This window comes from Streptomyces sp. NPDC111656 (genome assembly GCF_055656965.1).
Genome location: NZ_JBVKCA010000018.1, coordinates 189,313 through 212,423, shown reverse-complemented (window position 1 = coordinate 212,423; position 23,111 = coordinate 189,313). Strand labels below are relative to the sequence as shown.

The 23,111-nt window shown below is 65.4% G+C and carries 21 protein-coding genes and 2 pseudogenes; 8 read left to right on the top strand and 15 right to left on the bottom strand.

From position 1 onward, the window contains the following. Window positions 1-51: 51 nt before the first annotated feature. From ACZ7M3_RS40020 to ACZ7M3_RS40010, 3 genes are read right to left on the bottom strand one after another with little or no spacing between them, the layout of a single operon-like run. Window positions 52-249 (bottom strand): hypothetical protein, encoded by a 198-nt coding sequence (locus tag ACZ7M3_RS40020; protein ID WP_355212615.1) that lies wholly within the window; start codon window positions 247-249, stop codon window positions 52-54. Then, window positions 246-1,547 (bottom strand): FtsK/SpoIIIE domain-containing protein, encoded by a 1,302-nt coding sequence (locus ACZ7M3_RS40015; protein ID WP_472070227.1) that lies wholly within the window; start codon window positions 1,545-1,547, stop codon window positions 246-248. Before ACZ7M3_RS40015 ends, ACZ7M3_RS40020 begins: the two co-directional genes overlap by 4 nt. After that, window positions 1,547-1,897, bottom strand: a complete 351-nt coding sequence (locus tag ACZ7M3_RS40010) for an SCO3933 family regulatory protein (RefSeq protein WP_472070225.1) — start codon at window positions 1,895-1,897, stop codon at window positions 1,547-1,549. The genes ACZ7M3_RS40015 and ACZ7M3_RS40010 overlap by 1 nt, the downstream gene beginning before the upstream one ends. Window positions 1,898-2,059: 162 nt before the next feature. On the opposite strand from ACZ7M3_RS40010, the gene ACZ7M3_RS40005 reads away from it, so the two are divergent. Then, window positions 2,060-2,815, top strand: a complete 756-nt coding sequence (locus ACZ7M3_RS40005) for a GntR family transcriptional regulator (RefSeq protein WP_472070223.1) — start codon at window positions 2,060-2,062, stop codon at window positions 2,813-2,815. Window positions 2,816-3,246: 431 nt separating this feature from the next. On the opposite strand, the gene ACZ7M3_RS40000 is transcribed toward ACZ7M3_RS40005, so the two are convergent. Both ACZ7M3_RS40000 and ACZ7M3_RS39995 read right to left on the bottom strand, forming a co-directional pair. Next, window positions 3,247-3,546: a hypothetical protein gene (locus tag ACZ7M3_RS40000; RefSeq protein ID WP_472070221.1), complete on the bottom strand. Its 300-nt coding sequence runs from the start codon at window positions 3,544-3,546 to the stop codon at window positions 3,247-3,249. A 326-nt stretch (window positions 3,547-3,872) separates the two neighbouring features. After that, a complete protein-coding gene (locus ACZ7M3_RS39995) occupies window positions 3,873-4,316 on the bottom strand; it encodes an ATP-binding protein (protein ID WP_472070219.1) in 444 nt (147 codons plus the stop codon). Between the two features lie 303 nt (window positions 4,317-4,619). On the opposite strand from ACZ7M3_RS39995, the gene ACZ7M3_RS39990 reads away from it, so the two are divergent. Continuing rightward, on the top strand, window positions 4,620-5,990 hold the full coding sequence (locus tag ACZ7M3_RS39990; protein WP_472070217.1) for a sporulation protein: 1,371 nt from the start codon (window positions 4,620-4,622) through the stop codon (window positions 5,988-5,990). 12 nt (window positions 5,991-6,002) lie between these two features. Here ACZ7M3_RS39990 and ACZ7M3_RS39985 read toward each other — a convergent pair whose 3' ends face one another. The 5 genes from ACZ7M3_RS39985 to ACZ7M3_RS39965 all read right to left on the bottom strand — a co-directional run bounded on the left by ACZ7M3_RS39985 (window position 6,003) and on the right by ACZ7M3_RS39965 (window position 12,785). Then, window positions 6,003-6,920 carry a phosphotransferase enzyme family protein gene (locus tag ACZ7M3_RS39985; RefSeq protein ID WP_472070215.1) on the bottom strand — a complete coding sequence of 306 codons (918 nt, stop codon included), beginning with the start codon at window positions 6,918-6,920 and terminating at the stop codon, window positions 6,003-6,005. Window positions 6,921-7,231: 311 nt separating this feature from the next. Beyond that, the gene (locus ACZ7M3_RS39980) at window positions 7,232-9,391 is read right to left on the bottom strand and encodes a hypothetical protein (protein ID WP_472070213.1); all 2,160 of its coding nucleotides are present in this window, start codon (window positions 9,389-9,391) and stop codon (window positions 7,232-7,234) included. An 83-nt stretch (window positions 9,392-9,474) separates the two neighbouring features. Further along, window positions 9,475-10,386 (bottom strand): ATP-binding protein, encoded by a 912-nt coding sequence (locus ACZ7M3_RS39975; protein WP_472070211.1) that lies wholly within the window; start codon window positions 10,384-10,386, stop codon window positions 9,475-9,477. Between the two features lie 32 nt (window positions 10,387-10,418). Next, window positions 10,419-11,210 (bottom strand): hypothetical protein, encoded by a 792-nt coding sequence (locus ACZ7M3_RS39970; RefSeq protein ID WP_472070209.1) that lies wholly within the window; start codon window positions 11,208-11,210, stop codon window positions 10,419-10,421. A 279-nt stretch (window positions 11,211-11,489) separates the two neighbouring features. Further along, entirely contained in the window at window positions 11,490-12,785 is a 1,296-nt protein-coding gene (locus ACZ7M3_RS39965) for an ISAs1 family transposase (protein ID WP_472070207.1), read from the bottom strand. A 527-nt stretch (window positions 12,786-13,312) separates the two neighbouring features. On the opposite strand from ACZ7M3_RS39965, the gene ACZ7M3_RS39960 reads away from it, so the two are divergent. From ACZ7M3_RS39960 to ACZ7M3_RS39940, 5 genes and pseudogenes are all read left to right on the top strand, one after another. Continuing rightward, window positions 13,313-14,050 carry an SIR2 family NAD-dependent protein deacylase gene (locus tag ACZ7M3_RS39960; protein ID WP_472070205.1) on the top strand — a complete coding sequence of 246 codons (738 nt, stop codon included), beginning with the start codon at window positions 13,313-13,315 and terminating at the stop codon, window positions 14,048-14,050. 219 nt (window positions 14,051-14,269) lie between these two features. Further along, window positions 14,270-14,620 carry an effector-associated constant component EACC1 gene (locus ACZ7M3_RS39955; protein ID WP_472070203.1) on the top strand — a complete coding sequence of 117 codons (351 nt, stop codon included), beginning with the start codon at window positions 14,270-14,272 and terminating at the stop codon, window positions 14,618-14,620. Next, window positions 14,604-15,269 (top strand): annotated as a pseudogene (locus ACZ7M3_RS39950) (caspase family protein); the annotation flags it as partial. The gene ACZ7M3_RS39955 and the pseudogene ACZ7M3_RS39950, both read left to right, overlap by 17 nt. Before the next feature lie 168 nt (window positions 15,270-15,437). Beyond that, window positions 15,438-17,315 (top strand): DNA primase, encoded by a 1,878-nt coding sequence (dnaG, locus tag ACZ7M3_RS39945; protein WP_472070283.1) that lies wholly within the window; start codon window positions 15,438-15,440, stop codon window positions 17,313-17,315. Between the two features lie 132 nt (window positions 17,316-17,447). Then, on the top strand, window positions 17,448-18,140 hold the full coding sequence (locus ACZ7M3_RS39940; protein ID WP_472070201.1) for an SIR2 family NAD-dependent protein deacylase: 693 nt from the start codon (window positions 17,448-17,450) through the stop codon (window positions 18,138-18,140). On the opposite strand, the gene ACZ7M3_RS39935 is transcribed toward ACZ7M3_RS39940, so the two are convergent. The 3 genes and pseudogenes from ACZ7M3_RS39935 to ACZ7M3_RS39925 all read right to left on the bottom strand — a co-directional run. Then, on the bottom strand, window positions 18,137-18,619 hold the full coding sequence (locus ACZ7M3_RS39935) for a methylated-DNA--[protein]-cysteine S-methyltransferase (protein WP_472070199.1): 483 nt from the start codon (window positions 18,617-18,619) through the stop codon (window positions 18,137-18,139). The two genes, ACZ7M3_RS39940 and ACZ7M3_RS39935, sit on opposite strands and share 4 nt — an antisense overlap. 50 nt (window positions 18,620-18,669) lie before the next feature. Then, complete coding sequence (locus tag ACZ7M3_RS39930; protein ID WP_472070197.1) at window positions 18,670-20,151, bottom strand: AlkA N-terminal domain-containing protein; 1,482 nt, start codon at window positions 20,149-20,151, stop codon at window positions 18,670-18,672. Window positions 20,152-20,206: 55 nt separating this feature from the next. Further along, window positions 20,207-21,085: pseudogene (locus tag ACZ7M3_RS39925) on the bottom strand (HAD-IC family P-type ATPase); the annotation flags it as partial. 8 nt (window positions 21,086-21,093) lie between these two features. Here ACZ7M3_RS39925 and ACZ7M3_RS39920 point away from each other — a divergent pair. Beyond that, window positions 21,094-21,267, top strand: a complete 174-nt coding sequence (locus tag ACZ7M3_RS39920; RefSeq protein ID WP_472070293.1) for a hypothetical protein — start codon at window positions 21,094-21,096, stop codon at window positions 21,265-21,267. Between the two features lie 426 nt (window positions 21,268-21,693). Here ACZ7M3_RS39920 and ACZ7M3_RS39915 read toward each other — a convergent pair whose 3' ends face one another. Beyond that, a complete protein-coding gene (locus ACZ7M3_RS39915) occupies window positions 21,694-22,635 on the bottom strand; it encodes a M48 family metalloprotease (RefSeq protein ID WP_472070195.1) in 942 nt (313 codons plus the stop codon). Next, a complete protein-coding gene (locus ACZ7M3_RS39910; RefSeq protein WP_472070193.1) occupies window positions 22,632-23,021 on the bottom strand; it encodes a BlaI/MecI/CopY family transcriptional regulator in 390 nt (129 codons plus the stop codon). The genes ACZ7M3_RS39915 and ACZ7M3_RS39910 overlap by 4 nt, the downstream gene beginning before the upstream one ends. Between the last annotated feature and the right edge of the window lie 90 nt (window positions 23,022-23,111).

The following is a 23,111-nucleotide window of genomic DNA, read 5'->3' as shown; positions in this document are numbered from 1 at the left end:
ACGGGGCATCTCACGCGAGGCATGGGCATGGTCTTGCTCCTTCCGGCCGGGCTAGAAGTGGGCGAAGCCGCTCAGGCCCCAGGTCATGAAGCCGTTGATGGTCAGGCTCACAGGGGTCTGGCCGAGGTACATGCCGAACAGGGCGATGCAGACGGCTTCCCAGGCGCGGACGTCGCGGGAGCGCACGAGGAGGAAGGTGATGATCCCGAAGACCACCACGAGGGACACGGCGGTACCTGTGCTGATCACTTGTCGTCTCCTTCGAGCGCCGCGAGAGCACGGACGATGCCGGGAAGTTCGGGAGTCAGGGCCGCGTGCTTGCGAGCCGTGGCTGCGGCTTCTGCGGGCGAGGTGAGGTGGGAGCGGGCCCGGCTCCAGCCGCCTTCGGGCCCGGAGCAGACGGCGACGCCCTGTTCGTCCGCGGTGATGGACTGGGCGACGATCACGGCGTCCTTGTTGAGGTCGCCCAACGTCATTTCTGCCGTGCCGGGGTCGTTGACGCGGTGGCAGATCCGGCCGCCGAGCTGGGCGCGCAGTGCGGTGACGCCGGGGCCGAGGTCGGAGCCGACGCGTTGGCCGGCGACGACCAGGTGCACGCCGAGCGCGGCCCCGAGCTGGGCGAGCCGGAGCAGGAGGGTGGAGCACTGTTCAGCTTCCGCCTTGCTCTCGCGCCGCCCGTCGGACAGATACAGCTCCGCGATCTCATCGACGATCACCACGACCGGCACCGGCCGCAGCTTGTCCGGGAGCTCCCAGATCGAGCGGACCCCCGCAGCACGGCAGGCACTCATGCGGTCCTGCATGTCGACGGCGAGCGCGGTGAGTACGACGACTGCCTCACGGCGGCAGGTGGTGAGGGCGCTGAGTCGTTCGGCGAAGAGGCCGAGTTCCATGCCGCCCTTGCAGTCGATGCCGACCAGGGCGACGGGTTGCGGGGCGAGTTGGGTGATCAGCCGGGCGAGCAGGGTGGATTTGCCGGAGCGGGTGGCGCCGGCGATGAGCCAGTGTGGGACGAGGCGCAGGTCCATGACCCAGGCGCCGCCACTCTCCAGTACGCCGATCAGGGCGGACAGGAGTGCGGCGGGCGCCGAGGCTAAGCCCGGCCGGGCCAGCGGATCGCTTGCCGTTGCGGTCAGCAGCACCAGGCCACGCTCGGGCGAGGTGACCCGCACCGCGTGGACCTTCCACGCGTGCACCATGGCGTCTGCCGCCTTCATGTAGGTCGCGGGGGTTTGGCCCGCATGCAGTCGAACACTTGCCGTCAGCCCCATCCGGTTGGCCCGGGGGAAGGAGAGCCGGGGTATGACCGGCCGCAGCGGATCGCCCTTGACGACCAGGTCCCCGAGCAGCCCGCGCGGCGGACGCCGTGAGACGGAAAGGTCGTTGAGCATCGCGACCTTGCGCCAGGTAAACATCACCCGGCACGCGGTGACCGGATATCCGGCGAGGTACCAGTGCCAGGCCGGACGGTGCCGGCGCAGCAGGTCACCGACGACGAGCAGCCAGGCCAGTAAGGCGAGCCCGAAGGCGAGTGCGATCGGCCCCATCACGCGCCGCCGCCGGTCTTGGCCGCTGCCGGGGCGCCGTGGACGGGGGTGATGGCATCGGCGCGGAAGCTGATTCCGTGCCGGTCGCCCATGGCCCAGGCGAACGCGGTCAGTCCGGTGACCTTGAGGATCTGTCCTTCCTCGATGCCCTTGGGCTCACCGGCAACCGCGATCTCGATAACGGAGATCCGCCGTCCGTCCTGCCGCACCATGACGGCGACGGTGTAGATCGTGTTTCCGTCCCGGTCCTTCTTGACCTCCTGTGTCTCGAAGTTACTGATCTTCGCTTCCGGTGCGATAGCGCACCGCAGTACGCCCAGTCGTGCCGTGTCCACGGGAATGGACTGCATTGCTTGGCCTCCTTGGCCAGTCAGGACGCCCGACATATTCAGACGTCACTTGTCCTTACGAGTTACGACTATGCGGCTCTGTACGGCGAGGATGCAACTACTTATGCTGACGAGTGATGTCGCGCGTGCGACGTGCCTACGACCTCACCCGGAGATGCCGAGATGACAGAGATCCAGCGCCCCGGAGCCCTCTACCAGCAGGTCGCCGCCGCGATCCGCGAAGCGATCCTCACCGGCGAGTACGAACCCGGAGTCCCGCTCCCCTCCGAAGCGCAGCTCATGGAGCGCTACAAGGTCTCGCGCCCCACCGTCCGCAACGCCGTCGCCGCTCTGCGCGCGGAAGGACTCATCGACGTCCACCACGGCAAGGGCAGCTTCGTACGCTCCGACAAAGGCCCCGCCGCCGCGATCTCCCGCCACATCGGCAGGACACCGGCCGGGCATTTCAGGCTGTACGGCGTAGCCACGTGGCAGCAGGCCGAGGAACCGCACACCTACCGCACCCACACCACCGAAGCCACGGCCCATCTGCTGGGACTCCAGACGGAAGAGGCCCTGTTCGGCTGTGACCAGCTGCTCGCCGACCCGGACACCGGAGCGCGGGCGATGCTCCGGACACTGATCCCTTTCGCCACCGTCGAAGCCGTGCCCGATCTCGGCAAGAGGCCGGACGCCGCCCCCGCCGCGATCTACTCGATGCTGACGGCGGCCGGGCACGAGCTGTGGTGGTCGGAGTCGGTACGGGCCCGCATGCCGCTGCCCGACGAGCGCACTACTCTGCGCCTGCCCGACGCGACCCCGGTCCTGCACGTCTCCCGCGTCACCTGCGGCACCGACGACCAGGCCCTGATCCTCGAAGAACTCCGCATCGGAGCGGACCGCGCCGAACTCACCTACCGGATCGACGCCGACAACTAGCCCGCGCGGCGCGCCAGCAGCCAAGAGCCGATGGCGATCGGTCGAATGCGTCTTCACTTCCTCAAGGGCGCGCCTGCGGCGCGCCGGGCAGCCCGGCCGCCCCGGCCGGGCGTGCGGCGTGACCGCCGGTCCCGTCCGGTCGCCCGACTGCCAGCACCGCAGCACGCCCAGGGATTCGAGGCGTCGACCGGACGGCTTGGTCCGGGTCCCGCGGGGCTGGGGGTCGCCGGCCTCCGAGACTTTAGGCAGCTCCCATGGGGCGAGCCTCGAAGAACAGGGGGCCGATCGGGCTATTGCGGGCAGCTCCAAGGACTGCCCGATCCGCTGGCGAGCGTAAGGCCCCCTGTTCACTCGCCCCATGGCAGCTACCGCCCAAAGTCTCTGCGGCCGGCGACGTGCCCACGCGCGCCACTCACCAGGTAAAAGGCACCTCATGCCGCACCGCCGTCGCCGCCCGAGGTGACCGCCTCCAGGAGCACAGCGAGCCGCTCCACCGCGTCCGGCCGGCCCGCCACCCGCACAACCCCGAGCCCGTCCTCGTTCGTCGAGGCCACCGCCCGCACCTGCGACAGTTCGAACCCCGCACCGAGCAGCGCACGGTTCAGTCGGTCCGCAGCCTCCCGCGCACCGCGCCAGCCCGCCACGTAGTCGACGCCGGGAACCCACAGACTGCCGTCCGTACCCGTGATGTCGAGAGCATCGCCCATCCAGTCCTCACCCGCGCCAGCCACCTTGCCCACCTCTGCCCTGATCTAGGTAATGGTTCGTCAACTTCCTTTGGTCAGGGCCGATATGCAGCACGACGGCCCCGGTACCATCAGGCACCGGGGACCGCCGTGTCCCCTCCCGGACCACCCCAGTTGCTGCCAGGCGCGGGGGTGGTCCGGTCTCGGTATGAGGTTGTGAAGCGCGGCCCCTCGCTCGGGAGGGGAGCCCCCGGGATGGTCCGAGGAGCCGCGCCCCTTGTGGCCGGAGTGGTCAGACTCCGGCCAGCGTCCGGGCCGCCTTCCACTCCCGATCGCGTGGGAGCAGACAGGGGAGACGGCCCGGAGATCTCTTACGTCGTGCCGTCGAGGTCGAAGCGGCACCACACGGTCTTGCCGCCCGGCCCCTTCGGCGACCACCACACCGCGTCAGCCAGCCGCTGAACGATCAGCAGCCCGCGCCCACGGTCCGGCAACACCGCCTCCGCGAAGTCGCCCGCCAGCTCCGGCGAAACGAACTCACCCACTGGTAGATCAGGCGGAGTCGAGTCCTCATCGGCGACACCGATGAACAGCCATCCAGGCCACGCCTTCACGAGCACGTCGATCTTCCGTGCGGCACCGGGCCGCGTCAGGCAGTCGTCCGGCACCGCGTGGTGCACGACGTTGCCGACCAGCTCGGAAACGACGAGCCGGGCGTCGTCGACCATGTGGCCGAATCCCCAGTCCTGGAGGCAGTCGCTCACCATGGTGCGCGCGGCGTACACGGTGCTGGTGGACTCGTCGAAGAGCGTCATCGCCCGGAAGTGACCCGACGAGGGATCTTGCGCTGCTTCACGCTGCGAGACCGCCCGAGGGGTGTTCGCTCTGCGTGTGCTCTGCCGAGCATCCATTGCGTCCCCTGCCGACATTCGACGGGCTCTGTTGCCCGTCGCTCCGTGCCGAACAGTGAACGGTGCGAGCCGCGCCAGCGGGAGCGTTCACTAGGGGGTTCACATGAACACCGGCAAAGGCAAAGGGGGTTCGTAAGTGAACCCCCCTGGGTTCACGAGCTGTGACACGATGGAAGCTCGTCGCCATTCTCGGGTTGGCAGGGGAGCATGAACCGAGAACCGAACGCGCAGTTGATCTCCCTCATGGCCGAGGCTGAAGTCTCGAACAAGGGGCTCGCCAAGCGGATGCGTGATCTCGCGCAACAACGCGGCATTGACCTGGGCACCACGCACGTCGCCGTCCAGCGTTGGCGGGATGGGGCAGGCATCCGGTCGCAGGCTGCCGGGGTTATGGCCGATGTCTTCAGTGCGAAGCTCGGGAGGCGGATCGCCCCCGGTGATCTCGGGATGTTCGGCCAGGCTGAGGCAAGCGCACCGCAGCCGGTCGCTTATCCCGACGCCTTATCCGAGGCGCTGTCCGTGCTGGACGGGCTCACTGAAGAACAACCCCAGAGCGCATCGAACAGCGAACTGGCGATCCCGGACACGGATCTCAGTGCCGCAGTCCTGTCCTGGATGATCGCCCGCCCCGACGGCGTGCAGGCCGACAGGCCCACCCCGCAGCGCGCCAGCATGCGCGACGTACACGCGATCCGCACCGCCACCGAAATGTTCATGCGCCTGGATTTTCAGTACGGCGGCGGCCACGGCCACAAAGCCTTACGACACTACTTCCGCGACGATGTACTACCTCTGCTCAATGCCAGCTACACGGAACGAGTAGGCCAGGCCATCTTCACTGTGGCTGCGGAAACTGCCGAGGTAATCGGCTGGATGGCCTACGACATCGGAAATCACGCGTTGGCAAACCGCTACCTACTTTCCGCGCTACGGCTCACACAGGTCACCGGCGATCGAATGTTCGGGGCATCCATTCTCGCCAACCTCAGCCACCAGGCGAACTACCTTGGCCACACCTCCCGCGCCGTGCAACTGGCCCGATCAGCCGTCGAGGGAGCCAAGGGCAGCAGCGCCACGCCACGCGCCAAGGCAATGTACGCCGCTCACGAGGCCCGCGCAATGTCCAGCGCCCACGACCTCACCGGCGCATCCCGCGCAATGAACGAGGCAGAACGCCACTTTGAGAAAGCCGATGCAGCCGAAGACCCCGAATGGCTCGCCTACTTCAACGAAGCAGAACTGATCGGGGAATTCTCACACTGCTTCCGCGACCTCAAACGCCCTGTCGAATCCCTCCGATTCGCCAAACAGGCCGTCGCCAAAACTGATCCACAGTACGCCCGAACACTGGGGTTCTGCCGCATCGTGCTCGCACAGAGCCACCTGCTGAACGGCGACCTGGACAGCGCCATCGGAACTGCCAGCCAGGCAGTCGAGGAAGGCGAATCACTCCAGTCGGCCCGGTTCCTGCGCTACGTCACCGACTTCCAAGGAGAGATCAGCACCCACGCAGGAGTGCCCGTCGTGACCCGCTTCAACGAGCAGGTTGCCGAGGCACTGGCCAGCTTGGACGAGTGAGCAACCCGCCTCTCAATACGGGAGCCAGTGGCGCGGCGCATCATCATCACGCAGCGATGCAAGGCGCCGGCCGACCTCCTCTGCCACGTCCTCCCCCTCGGACACGTTCTGCATGAGCCACGTGGTCATCTTGAATTCCTGGATCGCGCACAGCGTCGCGAAGCCGGGCCACTCCCTCAGGTCTCGGCCGTAGGCGCCCACGAAGTCGGCGTACTGCTCCTCTGTCACCCACCCGAGACGGTGGTACTCGTGGGCAGCCACCTCAAGATCCCACTCGGGATGATCAACACAGAAGTTCTCCAGATCGATCAGGTGCACAACCCCGCTCCTGTCGACCATCAGGTTGTCGGTGTGCGCATCGCCGTGCACAGGCCCCCGCTGCGAACCGAACCGTAGCTCCGCCAAGCGCCCCTTCAGCTCCTGCCCCCGCTTGCGCAGAAACTGAAGGTCGTCATCCGATATCCCCGCGGCCCGCTCGAGCCTCAGGTCTGAGAGCCCGAAGGCGCTGTACCGAGGCAGTTCCAAGCCGTCAGGCAGGGTCAGCGCGTGCAGATCACGCAGGACCGCACCCAACTCCCCATACGTGGCCGGCCTGCCCTCTTCGACGATCAGATGCCAGAAGGTCACCGGATGCCCGTCGACCACCAGCGGCTGTTCAAGATCCTCAACGACACGAGCCGCCGGAAACCCCTCGCCAGCCAGCCACCGCGACACGGCTACCTCCTTACGGGCCGCCGCCAGGTACTCAACCGACCGCGCGATACGCACGATCACCGGCACCGAACCGAGCCGGAAGAGCGCGTTCTCCCCGAGCCGGATCAACTCCGCCCCTCTGTCATCGAGCCCCGCAGCCCGGCAGGCGGCAACCATCACCCGCGTCGCCCCCGCCGACGTGAACCCCTCTTCCGACCGAGCAGCGTCAACCGCCATGCCCGAACCAGCTCCCCATAGTCGCGCGCGATCAACCGACGCACGCCTACGGGTGACCAACCCGACGTGCACCGGACACGACACCGACCGTACCGAGGAACACCGGCCTAGGACGAGAGGGCTCAAGGGATCAATCCGCCATGCCTCATTATTTGGACGACGCCAGAACGGGGACCAGTCGCCGTAGCCCCTCGCCCTCGTAGTGGCATCGGTTCAACGCCGCGAGCAAACAGATTGGCCGCCGGTTTCCAGCAAGGCAAGCGCGAGCTATATCTTCAAAGCGACAAAAAATCCGAGGCCAATGTGGACCCCTATCTGGAACGTTCCTCAATGTTATAAACCTCCGGAGCAAGCCTCCTGATGCGCTCCCAAGATTCTTCAGCTTCACGGAGAGATCCTCGGAAAGGCTCGCGATGGCCAATGTCGTCCATCTCGAAAATCCAAGGATCCGCTCGAACCATGTCGAATAGCGGGTCGATGAACCTGTCATATGTTTCACAGGCCCTTCGAATTGAAGGAATCTTCCCCTTTCTATTTCCTCCGCTAATACTTTCGATCGCTTCCTGGAAAGTGGAGATTAGCTTCTCGATTAGGCCAATCGCCGCGAATCCGGCAAGCGAACTTCTACTTGACACCCGAAAGAACAACGAATCGTCACCCTCCGATTCAACGAACGCTCTCTCAATCAACGCTTCTCCCCGAGAACGCCACTCGCTAACTTCGTACAGGGCACGAGAAAAAAGGGCTGCGGTAGCGGGGCGAAGGTGCGTGGGGCTGGAGACACTCGTGCCGGACATCGCCCCGAAGGCTCGACGCAATCCGATTTCGACGGCCTTTTCAACGTAAAGAGGTGAAATCTGATCCCTCTGAATACCGTCCACGGACTTGCGAACGCCGGAGGTCTGTCTCAGCAATTGTTCCACTTTAGATTCAACTAGACCCATGCGATCTTCACTTAGCGCCGCTTCTAGGCGTTGAACAAAGCCTTTGACCGCGGCTGCGAAGTCATCAGGGAATCGCGTTGGCGCATAAAGCATCACCCGCGCAAAGTCCGACCCGACCAAGCCTGCAAGATTCTCGGCTAGGTACCCGTTCACGACGAGGATTATCGAGGTGTTCGGACTCGATGCACCGCGAATGGCTTGTGCGGTGTTAACCAGGGCCTCAGCCTCTGGCTCATGGAGTACAGACTGAGTGATGATAACCGCGCAGCCAGCGCCGCCTTCACCTACAGGCAACCAGAAGTCCGCGACCGTTGACGAGTCAGCCGGCATACATTTAGCTGACTCAAAAACCCATCCATTGCTATCGAGAATGCGCGTCACTTCCGAGCGCACGTCATCGGGCGTCGAGACCTCGAATTGCTCTCGCGCTACTTCCCTCACCATCGCGCGCGTAACGTCTGTGCCACTTGCCCTGCTTGACTGGTAAGCGTGATAGCAGAGCCGAATAACCTTACGAGCATTCCCCCCAGCCAAATCAACCAGGTAAGCAATCGAATCTTCGCTAAAGGGCGTAAGCGCCCCTGAAGAATTATGCAAAGACTGTCGAATGTACTGCCGGGCATCGTCAAATGACAGGGAGGTGGGCCGAACAAGGCACGAAATTCTCTGCTTGGCATCCTCCGGCAAAACCTCAATGAAATCGGGGAGCCCACTCAAGACGAGCAAAGAACGTGCCTGCGAGAACACTTCAAGCAGCTTTTTGAAAGCGAGTACGGAACCTTGGTTCCTCGCACTACGAGATTCTCGTGATAGCACTTTTTCGAACTCATCGATAATGAGTACAAATCTATGCTTCTGCCTGCCGTACAGGAAGGCGAAAACTCCGATTGCCTCCAAAGCGGAGATGTCTGTGTCAATTGTTCGACGGATACCTCTTTCTTGGAGGGCTGGATCTGCAGGGTGCCCTGCGAGCCACTCCCAAACAGCCGCCTCAAATTCTGGCCTCATGAAGAGAGCCAGAGCTGCACCGAAGTCATCGTGCTCAGTGATGCGGCTAAGACGCAATTGCAATTCTTGCAAAAATGTGGACTCGCGCAGGCCAAACCTATGCACGATCTCATCTGGCTGCAGCTGTCGTTCCTTCAGCCGACGAGCCACATCAGAAGTTAGTGGTGAATCCCCTAGTTCCTCGGCGATGATGTCCGCATAGTACTCTGCGACCCGCTGCCGCACGTCGTTCCGATCCAGTTGAACAAAGAAGCGGTCACGATATAGCGCAAGGAATGTGTCTGCAGGGGCATCGAGATAGAAAGAATGGACCGTTTCATCTTCACTTGCCAGGACCTTCCGCAGAATCTCAATCGATAGATGCGTCTTCCCGGTACCGTATTCGCCAACAATAGCAATTACATTGCCAGCACCTGCCGAGGCGTCGCGCCTCCCCCCTTCACCTGCTGACTCCAGGTACTGATCAACGTAGGAAATGGCCTGCTTCACAGCCGGTGTTGCAATACTGAGATTATCCATACCTGATGACGAGAACCGAGCCACTGCAGATGCGGGAAAAGGATTCCCACTCCAAAGCGACTCATCTCGACTGCCGCTGGAACTCATGACAGAAAAGCCTTCTCTGCGTAGTATTGCGTGAAATCCGAGTACTCAACCTGACCGCTTGCAGCCTTAATCGCTGCCTCAAATACATTCTCACAGGCCATCTGCAGCTCTCTGATCGTCGTCTTACCTCGACCACGTATACGAGTCTGCATGAAATTTAGGATCGTTGCTTCGTCAATCGACGGGACTGTGAGGCCTTGTGCGGCTGCCCGAGCGAGACGGTGGTTAACGAAGCTCCATCCGTCACTCTCTTCAAGCAACCCTAGCTGGAAGTGAGCGATAGGCTTCCCCCCCGGCGCAGACTCAACCGATGCTACAGAGTCGTATGAAGACTCGCAGAAAAAGAGAATCATTCTTTGAGAAAGGCTGGCATACCGCTGCACCTCATCCACTACTTCAGATGGCGGCAGCAATACCAACACAGCAGTTTCTTTACCACGGAGCAGTCCGGAGAGATAGGGATAGAATTTCGCCGGGTCACTGCTTCGCCTGTCGAGTCCGCTAAATTCGCTGTCGTCGACTACGAGAAGGAACTGCAGCTCATCCAATAGCCTGCTGCAGATATGTCTCTGTCTAGCTAGAGTGTCAGCGCCGGTCAAACCGTCCGAGGTGAGGTTGACGATATGGATATCCAACGGCGGAGTTCGCGATTCGAAAAACTGCTTGGCGAACCAGGCGCAGCGATGCATCAAGGCGGTCTTGCCGCAACCTTCCGGTCCCGTGATGAGGGCTACTTTCCCACCCGCCTGGATCTCGGAATCTCCTCTTATGTATTCGCAGAATTTAAGGAAGGCCTCCTGAGAATGATCAACCGGTGCGTATAGATCTTGATGCGCCGACGTCTCCCACGGACAGAGCGGGCGACCGTCCGCCCCGGCACGCTCTGGAACGACGAAGGGATTCAGCATGAGAACTCCGCTACCACTGATAATCCGTTTTCCTACACAACGCTACTGACGGACATCGGAATCTTATTTCTTTCTCGCCGAAGTTGGACAGGGATAACTGAAGCGATGATCGTGGCGATCAGCTCGGTGTCGACTTCCAGCTTGGCAAGGCGAGACCCAAGACGGTCTACCCTTAGTTGTCGTTCCGTTAGAGGAAGTTTTACCCACCCCCGCTTGACTTCCTCCCGGTATCGAGGGCCCTCGAGATCTTGAATGAGTTTCTCAACAAAGGGCCACTTTCGCTTACTGGCAGTATTTCGGAGAGTTGTGACGAGGCGCAACCGTTGCTTATCCAGATTTATGGTTGCCGGCTCTCCGCCTGTGACAGTTCCCACCCACGCCGCGCCGTAGTCTGTCAGGGCGTCCCTGAATGCAACGGTTGCCGCCCTTACGTCATTGGCTGCTGCGATACGCCTAGTGCGACTACCCTGAAGTTCAGTAGCCACCATAGTCAGAGCGGACCCGACTAGAATGGGTAGAAACCAACTGAGAAAATCGGTGCTAGATTCTTTTTTCTCAGAGTTCCCTGTGGCTATAGCCGTAGCCTCAATCAAGGCATCGCATGCCTTTCCGAAATCACGAGAGCGCCTCTTCTCCCACTGTTCCAGGCTTATAGGCGCCGACTGTTTCTGGCCTGTCGGGTATATCCTCACAGGAGTGCTCACGCTCGCCAGGAGGTCGAGAGTCTTTGCCGCGTCGACTAGGTTTTTCCGGTTAGCGTCGGACAGGCAGAAGACAGCTTTCGAGTCTGTAGCTGGCGCAGCAACTACCTCAGGCAGCCCCACGCAAATAAATGTAAATACCCCAATTCCTATGAAGGAAAATCGGCGCACCATTCTGGCCACGTGCTGTCTCCACTGTTCTGCCTACGAGCTGCACCGCCGAGGATACCGACTTCACTGCCACTTTTCCTGGCTTCAGCCCGTTCGACCAACGCGAAGGGTCCGAGCAGGCTGGAACCTCTCGGGACTTGATCCTCTTGCGGCCCGTGCGTCCACACGCCCTACTGCGTCAAGGGCGTCCGAGTATCAGGGCCCCGGCGTTTGCCTCGGATGTCTGGTTGATCATGTGATGCCGTAGAGGGCGAGGACGCGGTGGCGTTCGGTGTGGGCTCGGCGTCCGGCGGCGGTGTTGACGTACCCGGCGAGTTTGAGTGCACTGCGGATCAGGTCGCGGACGGCGGCGAGCACGGCCGGCGTATTGCGAGTCCTGACCCGGGACTTGTCCTCACCGAAGACGACATCACGCACCCAGTGGACGGTGTTCTCCACGGTCCAGTGCCCGCGAGCCCAGGCGGCGATCTCGGCCGCGTCAGCCTGCTCAGCGGGCAGGTCGGTGATGGCGTAGACGGTCTCGCTGGACCACTTCTTCGCCCCGTAGAGGCGGCGTCTGCGCTGGATGCGCAGGACTTGACGGGCGTTGGGGAAGAGCAGGCCGTCGACGGTGACGACCTGTACGTGGCGCTGCTCGTGGCGACCGTGGCCGCGGGTGTCGTCACGGAGGATCACGGGGACCTCTTTCCAGGGCAGCCGGTGGAGTTGGCGGGCCTGACCTCGCTGGTTGTTCTTGATCGTGAGGAGGTAGTGGGCGCCACGTTCGTGCAGGTAGGCGGCGTGGGCGTGCTGGGCGTGGAGAGCATCGGCGGTGATGACCGCGCCGGCGAGGTCCACGTCGTCGATCTGGTCGAGCAGGGGTGCGAACTCGGGGATTTCGTTCGTCTTCGCGCCGATCTCGCGGGAGGCGAGGGTGATGCCGTCGCCGTGGCGGACCGCGGAGAGCACGAAGACCCGGCTGCCGTCAGGGCGTCGTGCGCCGCGCAGGCATTTGCCGTCCACCGCGATCGCCCTGCGCCTTTGGCGCACCGGATCGGTCTGGGCGGCAGCCTGGTGGGCCCGGCGCTGTTCGCGTTCCTGGCCGCCGTCGGGCATCAGCGGCGCGGGATGCGCGCGCTCGTCGGAGAGCAGGGACGTCAGGTAGGCGAACCCGGCCGCGCTGAGCTCGGCCGGATCAAGGCGCCCCAGCAGGCTGCGCAGGGTCTTCTCGCTCGGCACCCGGTAGCGGCCCAGGAGCGGGTGGTGGGGCAGGCCGAAGGCGGCCAGTTCCTCGGGTGCCGCACGCCGGCACCACTCCGCTGCCGCAGTGATCGAGTCGTGGCCCGCGGGCGTCATCGCGCAGACCGCCAGGGCCAGCAGGGAGGAGAGCCGGTAACGCACCCCGCTGGCTCCGCGCGGATCGGTGAGCGACTCGAACTCCGCGACCAGGCTGCGGACTTGATCCCGGGCGGCACCCTCACGCAGATCTTGCAGACGGGGTGCGGGGCAGACAGGAGCAGGGATGGGGGATGATGGTGGGACGAACACGGCACCTTCGTGGATCTTGAAGCGTAGAGAACTCCATGATCCACAGGGGCCGTGTTCGCCTGCTTCCGGGGCCCGCCGCCGACATCAACCGACCCAAGGTCGGACGAGCCGGGCAAACGCCGGGGCCCTGGTCCGAGTATGCCTCGGGAACGAAGACGTCAGCAGCAGTTAGCACCCGGCGGCGACGAGACCTGGTGGTAAGGCCCGCGGGGATGGGGTGAGAGAATCCAAGGTTACATTCGCCAAGGTGTTGCTCCCTGCCCCAGAACACCCTGAGGGTTGCTGGAAACGGTTTGTGAACGTGGCTTGACATGGATCAAGCCGTTGTTCGTGTGCCTGCTGGCTGGCCCTGACACAGTGAACGCTTGATCCACGTCATCCTGTCCCGCGTCCAGGCACTAGGGAACCCGTTCTCCAAGCAGCGGACAAGTGAATGTGCATCTCAGTCACGCGGCAGAGCCAGCCGCACGGGCCCGTGGACAGATATCCGGTCGCTCCGAGCAAGCAAGCACCCTACGCTCAGGGCCATGAACAGGCCACTCGTCGCCATTCTCAGTGGGGCAGGCATCTCCACTGATTCCGGAATCTCCGATTATCGCGGTCCTAACGGGCTGTGGCGGAAGGATCCCGAGGCCGAGAAACTCGTGACCTACGAGTACTACATGGGCGATCCGGAGATCAGGCGCCGGGCCTGGCGGATGCGGCGGAAGACCCAGGCGCTCCAGGCGCAGCCCAACGCCGCGCACCGGGCGGTGGCCGAGCTGGAGCGGTCCGGGATGCCGGTGCGGATCCTCACCCAGAACGTCGACGGACTGCACCAACTCGCCGGCATGCCCGCCCGCAAGGTGCTCGAACTCCACGGCAGCGCACGGAGTTTCATCTGCACCATATGCCACAAACGCGGGCCCATGGAGGACGCCCTCGCCCGCGTCGAGGCCGGTGAGGAGGACCCGCCCTGCCAGACGTGCGGCGGGATCCTCAAACCCGCGACCGTGATGTTCGGCGAACGCCTCGACCCCGTCGTCCTCGGCCAGGCCGCCGCCATCGCCAAAGCCTGCCAGGTGTTCATCGCCGTCGGCAGTAGCCTCCAGGTCCAGCCAGCGGCCGGTCTCGCCGGTGTTGCCGCCGACCACGGGGCCCGGCTCGTCATCGTCAACGCCGAACCGACCCCGTACGACGACCGCGCCGACGAGGTTATCCGGGAACCCATCGGCACGGCCCTACCCAAGCTATTGCGTCAACTGGGCACCGGGGACAGCTACTAGACCAGGTGAGCTCCTGGTTCTGACGAAGTAATGCCGCAGGCGGGGCCGGTTCTGGTCCAGTCGATGCACTGGCGGTAGCAACGGCCTACCGCGCCCACTCCAACTCGCCATGCCGAAGCTGGCAGTTGCCTGGTGTCGTGCCTGGCATGATTCTGGGGACAATGCGTGCCCGCCCAACCTGCACTCCCTGTGCTGGGGCGGAGGTGAGGGAGGGGCCACTTGGAAGTACAGGTATCGCTGGAGAGCAGTGCCACGCTCGACGAGTTCCTGTCGCTCGCTCAGTGGTTGCGCACCGAGCGTGCGCTTCAGGGTCTTGTACGTACGAAGCGCCGCCCGCCTCGCGAAGGGGAGCTCGGTGGGGCGCTCGAACTGATCAGCGTAGCCATTGGCTCGGGCGGCATAGCTACAGCACTCGTTTCCTCCTTGCAGACGTGGCTGAGCAGCCGACGTACAGAACAGAAGATTGCGCTGACCATAGACGGCCGCTCCATCGAGATTGTCAGAAATAGCACACACGCTGTGAGCGAGGCGGAACTAATTCGGCTCGTCAAGGATGCTCTCGATGAGTAGTGAGCCGGAAAAGGTAAGCAACCGCGCCGTATTGATTGGCGTGTCTCGCTTTGATGATAGAGATTACCTTCCGGTACCCGCCGCAGCAAATAGCCTGCGTGACATGCATAAAATTCTCACCGACCCGAAGCTCTGCAATTGGCCTGTGGAGGAAGTTAGCGTAATTGCAGATCCAACTCACGATCACAAGGTCGTGCTCCAACTGCGCCGCCTAGCCCAGGAAACCACAGGCACATTCTTGGTCTATTTCGTTGGGCACGGAACGACGACGGAACAAGGTGAGCTATGTCTCGTCTTCAGCGACACAATTTCAGAACATGCCGATATTACTGGGCTGCCTTACAGTCAGGTTCGAAATGCACTGTTGCTCTCGCCGGCACGAGTAAAAATTGCCATTCTCGACTGTTGCTACTCCGGGCGCGCCCTTCAGGCTCTTTCAGGTCATTCCACAGCCCTGGCTGATGCCACCAACGTGCGAGGAACCTACACCCTAACAGCAGCAGACGGCGCGGCACATGTAGTACCACTGGCCCAGCAGCAGGGCGAGAAGACATCATTTACGAGAGAGCTGACACGCCAAATCCGTGAAGGTGTTCCCGGGAAATCAAGCACTCTCACCCTGGATGACCTGTGGGTACCGCTACGGAGTCGGATGCTCGCCCAAGGCCTTCCCACCCCCAACCGTCGAGTCGATGACACGGCCAGCGATTTTCCTTTCACACGCAATGCGGCCGCCTACGCCATTTCAGAGACGCGCGCTTCGACCAATGAGGTCACAGGTAAGGATATACTTGCCCCAGGCAACGGGAAGAGTGGGATTAGAATAGGTGATTGGAAGTCGCTAAAAGACGCCGTGCCGATCGACTCTGTCATTTCCCGGTACGTTCAACTGCGCCGCGCCGGACGTGAGTTGCGCGGGCTTTGCCCCTTCCATGAAGCAACCGAAGAGACCCTCAGCGTGAACCGCGAAAAAGGGGTATATTACTGTTTTGGTTGCGCAGAGGGGGGAGATGCGGCAAAGTTCATAATGCGGATAGAGTATCTATCTCACAATGAAGCCTTTGACTGGCTGGCGAGTCGCGCAGGTATCACCGTGCTTGCCAACGAACCCGGCTACGCGCCAATTAAACGCGTCCGCTTAATTGAAGCTAACCAGCTTGCTGCCGCTTGGTACGCCGAGCAGCTAATTTCCAGCTCCGAGGCAAGCATTGGGCGTGAGTTCCTCGCCAAGCGCGGCTTCGACCAGGCCGCCGCCGTCCACTTCGGAGTCGGCTACAGCCCCCAAGGCTGGGACCACCTCACCCGCTATCTACGCGACCAGGGCTTCACTGATAGGGAACTGCTCCTCTCCGGGCTCTCGCAGGAGGGCCGGCGCGGGCCCATCGACCGCTTCCGGGGCCGCCTGATGTGGCCAATCCGGGACATCGGCGGCAACGTGGTGGGCTTCGGCGCCCGCAAGCTGCAGGAGGCAGACAACGGCCCCAAGTACCTCAACACACCCGAGACCGAGATCTACAAGAAGTCCCAGGTCCTGTACGGCATCGACCTCGCCAAGCAGCACATCGCGAAGGCCAGCCGCGCGGTCGTGGTCGAGGACTACACGGACGTCATGGCCTGCCACCTGGCCGGGGTGACGACCGCCATCGCCACCTGCGGTACCGCCTTCGGTGGCGAGCACATCAAGACCCTCCGCCGGCTGCTGATGGACAACGGCAGCGCCCGCGTGATCTTCACCTTCAACGGCGACACGGCTGGCCAGAAGGCGGCTCTGCGCGCCATCGATGACGACCAGAAGTTCGCCGCCGAGACCTACATCACGATCGCCCCCGACGGCATGGAGCTCTGCAAGCTGCGCCTCGCCAAGGGCGACGAGGCGGTCGCCGACATGGCCGAACCCCGCACCCCGCTCTTCGAGTTCATTCTCCGTCAGATCGTCAACCGCTATGACCTGGACACCCCGGCGGGCCGCGCGGCCGCCCTCGACGAGGCCGCGCCGATCGTCGCCCGGATCAAAAATAGCGGCGCCCAGCACGAGGTCGCAGTGCAACTCGCCGGCATGCTCGGCATCCGCGACACACGGTTCGTGGTCAAGCGTGTCGCCCAGCTCGCGCGTTGGGCCCGCTCCAGAGAGGGAAAAGGGCCGGAGTCGGCTACCGAGCACCAGCCACCACAGACAAACGCCGGCGCGCAGAAGAGCCCATCCGACTCTGCCTCGAACCCCCACAACCCGGTGTACACCACTGAACGTGAGCTCCTCAAACTCGCTCTCCAGCGACCGGAGTTGGTTTCGCCGACCTTCGACGCCTACGGAGCCGAGGAGTTCACCGCTCCGCTCTACGCGGACGTACGCCAGGCCATCCTGGACGCAGGCGGCGTCGAGTCCGGCGTACAAGACCCCCAGGATTACCTGATCCGTGTTAGGGAAGTAGCCGCTGACGATACGGTCCGATCCATGATCGCAGAGCTAGCGGTAGAAGCGATCATGCGCCGAACCGTCGATGAATCCTACGCTCTCGACCAGCTCGTCTGGGTCCGCCAGCGCTCTGTAGATCGCCGTATTTGCGAAGTCCAGGATGCCCTGCAGACTTTGAGTGCCGTCGGTGACGGAGAGCATGTGACTGCGGTCCAGAAGGAATTGTGGATCCTACATCAGTACCGCATGTCCCTGCGTGAGCGAGGTGCAGAGGCTCTCTAGGAATGGGTGAGGGCGGTACCTCTGTGGTGGTCCGCGGGATACAAACACCATGAGCGGCACGCGCTCCAGGGACCCGAGTAAAGTGCACCCGCCCGACAGTAGGCCTGGACGCACGATGTGTTACATCTACCGATGCCTTGCGATTCAGGAATCCCTGATTATCGCGGTCCGAACGGGCTGTGGCGGCGGGATCCCGAGGCCGAGAAGCTCGTGACGCACGAGTACTACATGGGCGATCCCGAGATCAGGCGCCGGGCGTGGCAGATGCGGCGGAAGAACCGGACGCTCCAGGCCGAGCCCAACGCCGCACACCTGGCCGTGGCCGGACTCGAGAAGTCCGGGGTGCCCGTGCGCGTGATCACCCAGAACGTCGACGGCCTGCACCAGCTCGCCGGAATGCCTGCCCGCAAGGTCCTCGAACTCCACGGCACCGCACGTACCGTCGTGTGCACCGCATGCCATGCCAAGACACCCATGCAGGACGCCCTCGCCCGCGTCGAAGCCGGTGAGGAGGATCCGCCGTGCCTGAAGTGCGGTGGCATCCTGAAATCGGCGACCGTGCTCTTCGGCGAACGCCTCGACCCCGTCGTCCTCGGCGAGGCCGCCGCCATTGCCAAGGCCTCCCAGGTCTTCATCGCCGTCGGCAGCAGCCTTCAGGTCCAACCCGCCGCCGGCCTCGCGGGTGTCGCCGCCGACCACGGAGCCCGGCTGATCATCGTCAACGCCGAGCCGACGCCGTACGACGAGCGGGCGGACGAGGTCGTACGGGAGCCGATCGGGACCGCCCTGCCGAAGCTGCTGCGCACCCTGAGTAAGGAGAGCTAGAAGAGTGCCGTGCCGCTCTCGAAGTCCAGCAGGCGCTGCTTGCGGTCCAGGCCGCCGCCGTATCCGGTGAGGCTTCCGTTCGCGCCGACCACGCGGTGGCAGGGCACGATGATGCCGATGGGGTTCTTGCCGTTGGCGAGGCCGACCGCGCGGGAGGCGCCCGCGTTGCCCAGGGCTTCGGCCAGTTCGCCGTACGAGCGGGTCTCGGCGTAGGGGATCCCGCGCAGCTGCTCCCAGACGCTGCGCTGGAAGGGGGTGCCGGACATGCGCAGTTCGAGGGTGAACTCCTTCAACTCGCCCTCGAAATAGGCCTTCAGCTGGTCGGTGACCTCGCCGAAGGGCGTGTCGTCGCGTTCGCCGAAGGTCTCCTCCGGCGGGCGGTGGCGTTGGCCGACCATGTAGAGGCCGCACAGGACGCCGTCGTCGGCGACGAGGGTGAGGGGGCCGTACGGGCTGTCGATGACCATGTGCTGTTTCACAGTTCGTACCTTCGAGTCGCTTGGAGCCATCTGCGTGTGCTTGAAGTCGCTTATACGGGGAGGAAGTTGATCGGGTGGGTGTCCGTCGCCCACAGGTACTGGACCGCGTACGCCCGCCACGGGCGCCACGCCGCCGCGCGCGCCGTCAGGGCGGCGGGGGTCGACGGCAGGCCCAGCTCCTGGGCCGCCCGCCGGATTCCGAGGTCGGTGGGGAGGAAGGCGTCGGGGTCGCCGAGGGCGCGCATGCCGATGACGTCGACCGTCCAGGGGCCGAAGCCGGGGAGGGCGAGGAGGCGGGCGCGGGCCTCGGCCCAGTCGCACTCCACTCCCAAGTGGAGGGAGCCGTCGGCGAGTTGACGTACAAGGGTGGTGAAGGTGGTGCGGCGGGTGCTCGGCATCGCGAGCGTGGACGGGTCGAGGGCCGCGAGCGCCTGAGGCGAGGGGAAGAGGTGGGTGAGGCCGCCCTCGGGGTCCTCCACGGGTTCGCCGTACGCGGTGACCAGGCGGGCCGCGTGGGTACGGGCGGCGGCGGTGGAGACCTGCTGGCCCAGGACGGCCCGTACGGCGAACTCGGCCTCGTCGACCGTGCGCGGCACCCGGCGGCCGGGGGCCTTCGCCACCAGGGGCGCCAGCACCGGATCCGTCCGCAGCTGGTCGTCGACGGCGACCGGGTCGGCGTCCAGGTCGAGCATGCGGCGGCAGCGGCTGATCGCGACGGGCAGGTCACGCAGGTCACTGAGGGTGAGGCGGCAGGCGATGTGGTCGACGTGCGGGGTGAGCCCGACGATCCCGTGGCCGTAGGGCAGGCGCAGGGTGCGCCGGTAGGCGCCGTCGCGCCACTCCTCGACACCGGGTACGGCGGTCGCCGCGAGGTGGCCGAAGAGGTTGTCGGGGTTGAGCGGGGCACGGAAGGGGAGCCGCAGGCTCAGGACGCCCGGGGTGGCCGGGGCGCGCTTCTTCGGCACCCGGTCGCGCAGCTCGCTCGGGGCGAGGGCGAAGACCTCGCGCACGGTGTCGTTGAAGGTACGGATGGAGGAGAACCCGGCGGCGAAGGCGATCTCCGCCATCGGCAGCGTGGTGGTCTCGATGAGCAGCCGGGCGGTCTGGGCGCGCTGCGCCCGGGCGAGCGCGAGCGGTCCCGCGCCCAGCTCGGCCAGCAGCTGCCGCTCGACCTGGCGGATGCTGTAGCCGAGCCGGCCGGCCAGACCCGGAACGCCCTCGCGGTCCACGACCCCGTCGCCGATCAGACGCATCGCGCGGGCGACGAGGTCGGCTCGCTGGTTCCACTCGGGCGAGCCGGGGCTGGTGTCCGGACGGCAGCGCTTGCAGGCCCGGAACCCGGCCTGCTGGCAGGCCGCGGCACTGGGGTAGAACGTCATGTTCTCGGGTTTCGGCGGCACCACCGGGCAGCTCGGCCGGCAGTAGATTCGCGTGGTCAGGACCGCTGTGAAGAACCATCCGTCGAAGCGCGCGTCCTTCGACTGGACAGCGCGCACACAGCGCTCCATGTCGGTGTGCATCCCGTTCCGCATGCCTCAAGCATCGGGCACCCGCGAGGCCGGGGCTGGCGAGAATCCGACATCAACCTCACAGCGCCCGAGGTCGGCCTCCGTCCGGCCGACGCCATGCGGACTCCCGCAGACGCCATGCGGACTCCCGCAGCAGCCGCAGCCCGTTCAGCCCGACCAGCACGGTGGAGCCCTCGTGGCCCGCGACGCCGAGCGGCAGCGGGAGGTGTCCGAGCAGGTCCCACAGGACGAGGACCGTGATGAACGTACCCGCGACAAGGAGATTCTGGACCACCAGGCGGCGGGTCGCGCGGGACAGCCGTACGACCGCGGGGATCGCCGCCGGCTCGTCGCGGACGACGATGGCGTCCGCCGTCTCCAGCGCGAGGTCGGAACCCGCCCGGCCGATGGCGATCCTCGAATGGGCGGCGGCCAGGGCGGGCGCGTCGTTGACGCCGTCGCCGACGAACAGGACCTTGCGGCCGGCGCGTTGGAGCTCCCGTACGGCCGTGACCTTGTCCTCGGGCAGCAGGGATGCGCGTACGTCCGTGATGCCGGTGGCGGTGGCCACCTGGGCGGCGGCGCGCGGGTTGTCGCCGGTGAGGAGCACGGGTGAGGTGCCCGTCAGGGCGGTGAGCCCCGCGGCTGTCTCGGCGGCGTCGGCGCGCGGGCGGTCGGCCAGGACGAGCGTGCCGACGAGGGCGCCGTCGCGTTCCACGCGGACGACCGTGCCGCCTTCGACGTCGGTGTCCGTATCCGCATCCGTGTCCGGGCCCGAGTCGGGGCGGCCGACCGTGACGAACCGGCCGTCGATCGTGGCGGTGACGCCGTGTCCCGGCTTCGCGGCGAAGTCGCGGGCGGGGGCGATGCGCAGGTCACGGGTGCGGGCGGCGGCGACGATCGCGCGGGCGAGCGGGTGTTTGCTGGGGTGCTCGGCGGCGGCCGCCAGCGCCAGCAGGCGTCGAGGTGTCGACGACGTGGGTGCTACGGCGGCCGGGGGCGGCCACGATCTCGCGCGCCACCGCCTCGGACGCCGTGCCGTCGGGAAGGCTGAGCACGACCACGTCCGCCCGGCGGGCGACGTCGGCCACGTCTCCCCAGTTCGTCGATCTCCTCGTCGGTGACGCCGGTGCGCGGTGAACTGCTCGCGTGCACACGGAACTCGTCCATCCGGCCCAGCGCCGCCGTCATCGCCATCACCAGCAGACTCCGGTCCCGGGGGCTGAGGCGCCGCCCCGGGCCCAGACGCCCCACGCGGTCGCCGTGACGTGGCCCTGGAACTCCCGGCCGGCCGGCCGGGTCGGGGTCGGTGGTGGCGCCATCGACTTAGGCGTCGCCGAGCACGGCCCGGCGCACGGCGCGGGCGGCCCGCAACTCGTCCGTCTCTTCCATGAGTTCTCCCCTGCCGCCGATCGAGTGGGCGTGATACGCGGGCATGACGGACTCTCTCTAGGGGAGAACTTCCCTCTCGCTGAGCGTAAATAAAGATTCCACAGGGAAAGAGATGGGCGCCGGGGAAACAGATGGGCGTCACGGCCCTGCCCCGGGCAACCCGACCCGGAAGGGTCAGCGGGTCTCCTCGCCCTGGGCGATCTCCACCTCGTGATGGAAGGTGAGGACGCCGGTCACCGCCGCGGAGGCCGAGACGGTCGCGCAGGCGACGAGGAGAAGGGCGATCCAAGAGGAGACGCGGGGGCGGCGGCCGGGAGCCGCGAGCAGGGCCGCGACCCGCTGGGGTACGGGTCCGGTGGTCGCGGCGGCGGCGAAGTCGGGGCGGGTGGAGCGGACGGCCGTGGTGGCGAGGGCGGCGCGGGCGATGGCGCGCGCGGTCAGCCGCCGGTCCCCCACCGCCGTGGCGGCGGCCTCGTCCGCGGCGCGCTCGGCGGCGAGCGCGATGCTGTCGCGGACCGGGCGCAGCCCGGGATGGCAGTGCGCGGCGATCTCGGCCGCGACGAGGAAGCGGTGGTGGTTGCCCGCGTTGTGGGCCCGCTCGTGGGCGAAGAGCACCTCGCGCTCTTCGGGACAGAGGCTGCGGAGCATCCCGGTGGTCACGACGATGCGGTGCGGACGGCCCGGCAGCGCGTACGCGTCCGGGTGGGGCGATTCGATCACGCACAGGTCGCCCGCGGCGGGTCGGCGGTCGGCCTGACTGCGGGCGGTGCGGAAGGCGCGCAACTGGCGCAGGGCGGAGCGTACGAGGGTCGCGGCGCCGACGATCAGAAGGCCGGTGGCCGCCGCCGCCAGCGGCAGGACGATCAGGTTCGACGGGGTACGCAGGGGGTGGACGAGGTCACCCAGGCCCGCCAGGACAGGCAACTTGAGCAGGCCGGTGAGGAGCAGCGCGCCGAGCGCGGCCACGGAGGCACCGGCCAGGACGAGGGCCGTGAGGGTCAGCGCCCACAGGGCGGCGACCGGCGCGAGGCGGTCGAGGCAGCGGCGGGCCAGCCGCGGCAGCGCGAGGGGCAGCAGAAGCGGGACGAGCAGCGGAATGATCAGCAGAGTGGTCATTGCTCACCCGACTCCAGTGGCTCACCCGATTCCAGGAGATCACGCAGGAGGCGCTCGTCGTCGGCGCTGAGCTGGGCGACGAACCGGGCGAGCGCCGTCTCCCGGTCCTCGTCCCGGTCGAGCTCGGTGTGCATGCGGCGGGCGGTGAGGCCGTGCGGGTCCTGGACGGGGAAGTAGGCGAAGCCGCGGCCCTGCCGCTCTCGGCCGACGATCCCCTTCTCGTGCAGCCTCGACAGGATCGTCGTCACCGTCGTACGGGCCAGCCCCGAGCCGAGCTCCGTCTGGACGCGGCCCGGAGTCAGGGGTGCGCCGGCGGCCCAGAGGGCGGCCATGACGGAGGCCTCGAGCTCACCCGCCGGTCGGCGTTCGTCCTTCGCGCTGGTCATGGGAACGATCCTCACCCCGGTATCGTCTACAGTTCAGTAGACCGTCTACAAGATTGTAGTCACTCGGGTGCCGTCACGACTGCGCCCGCC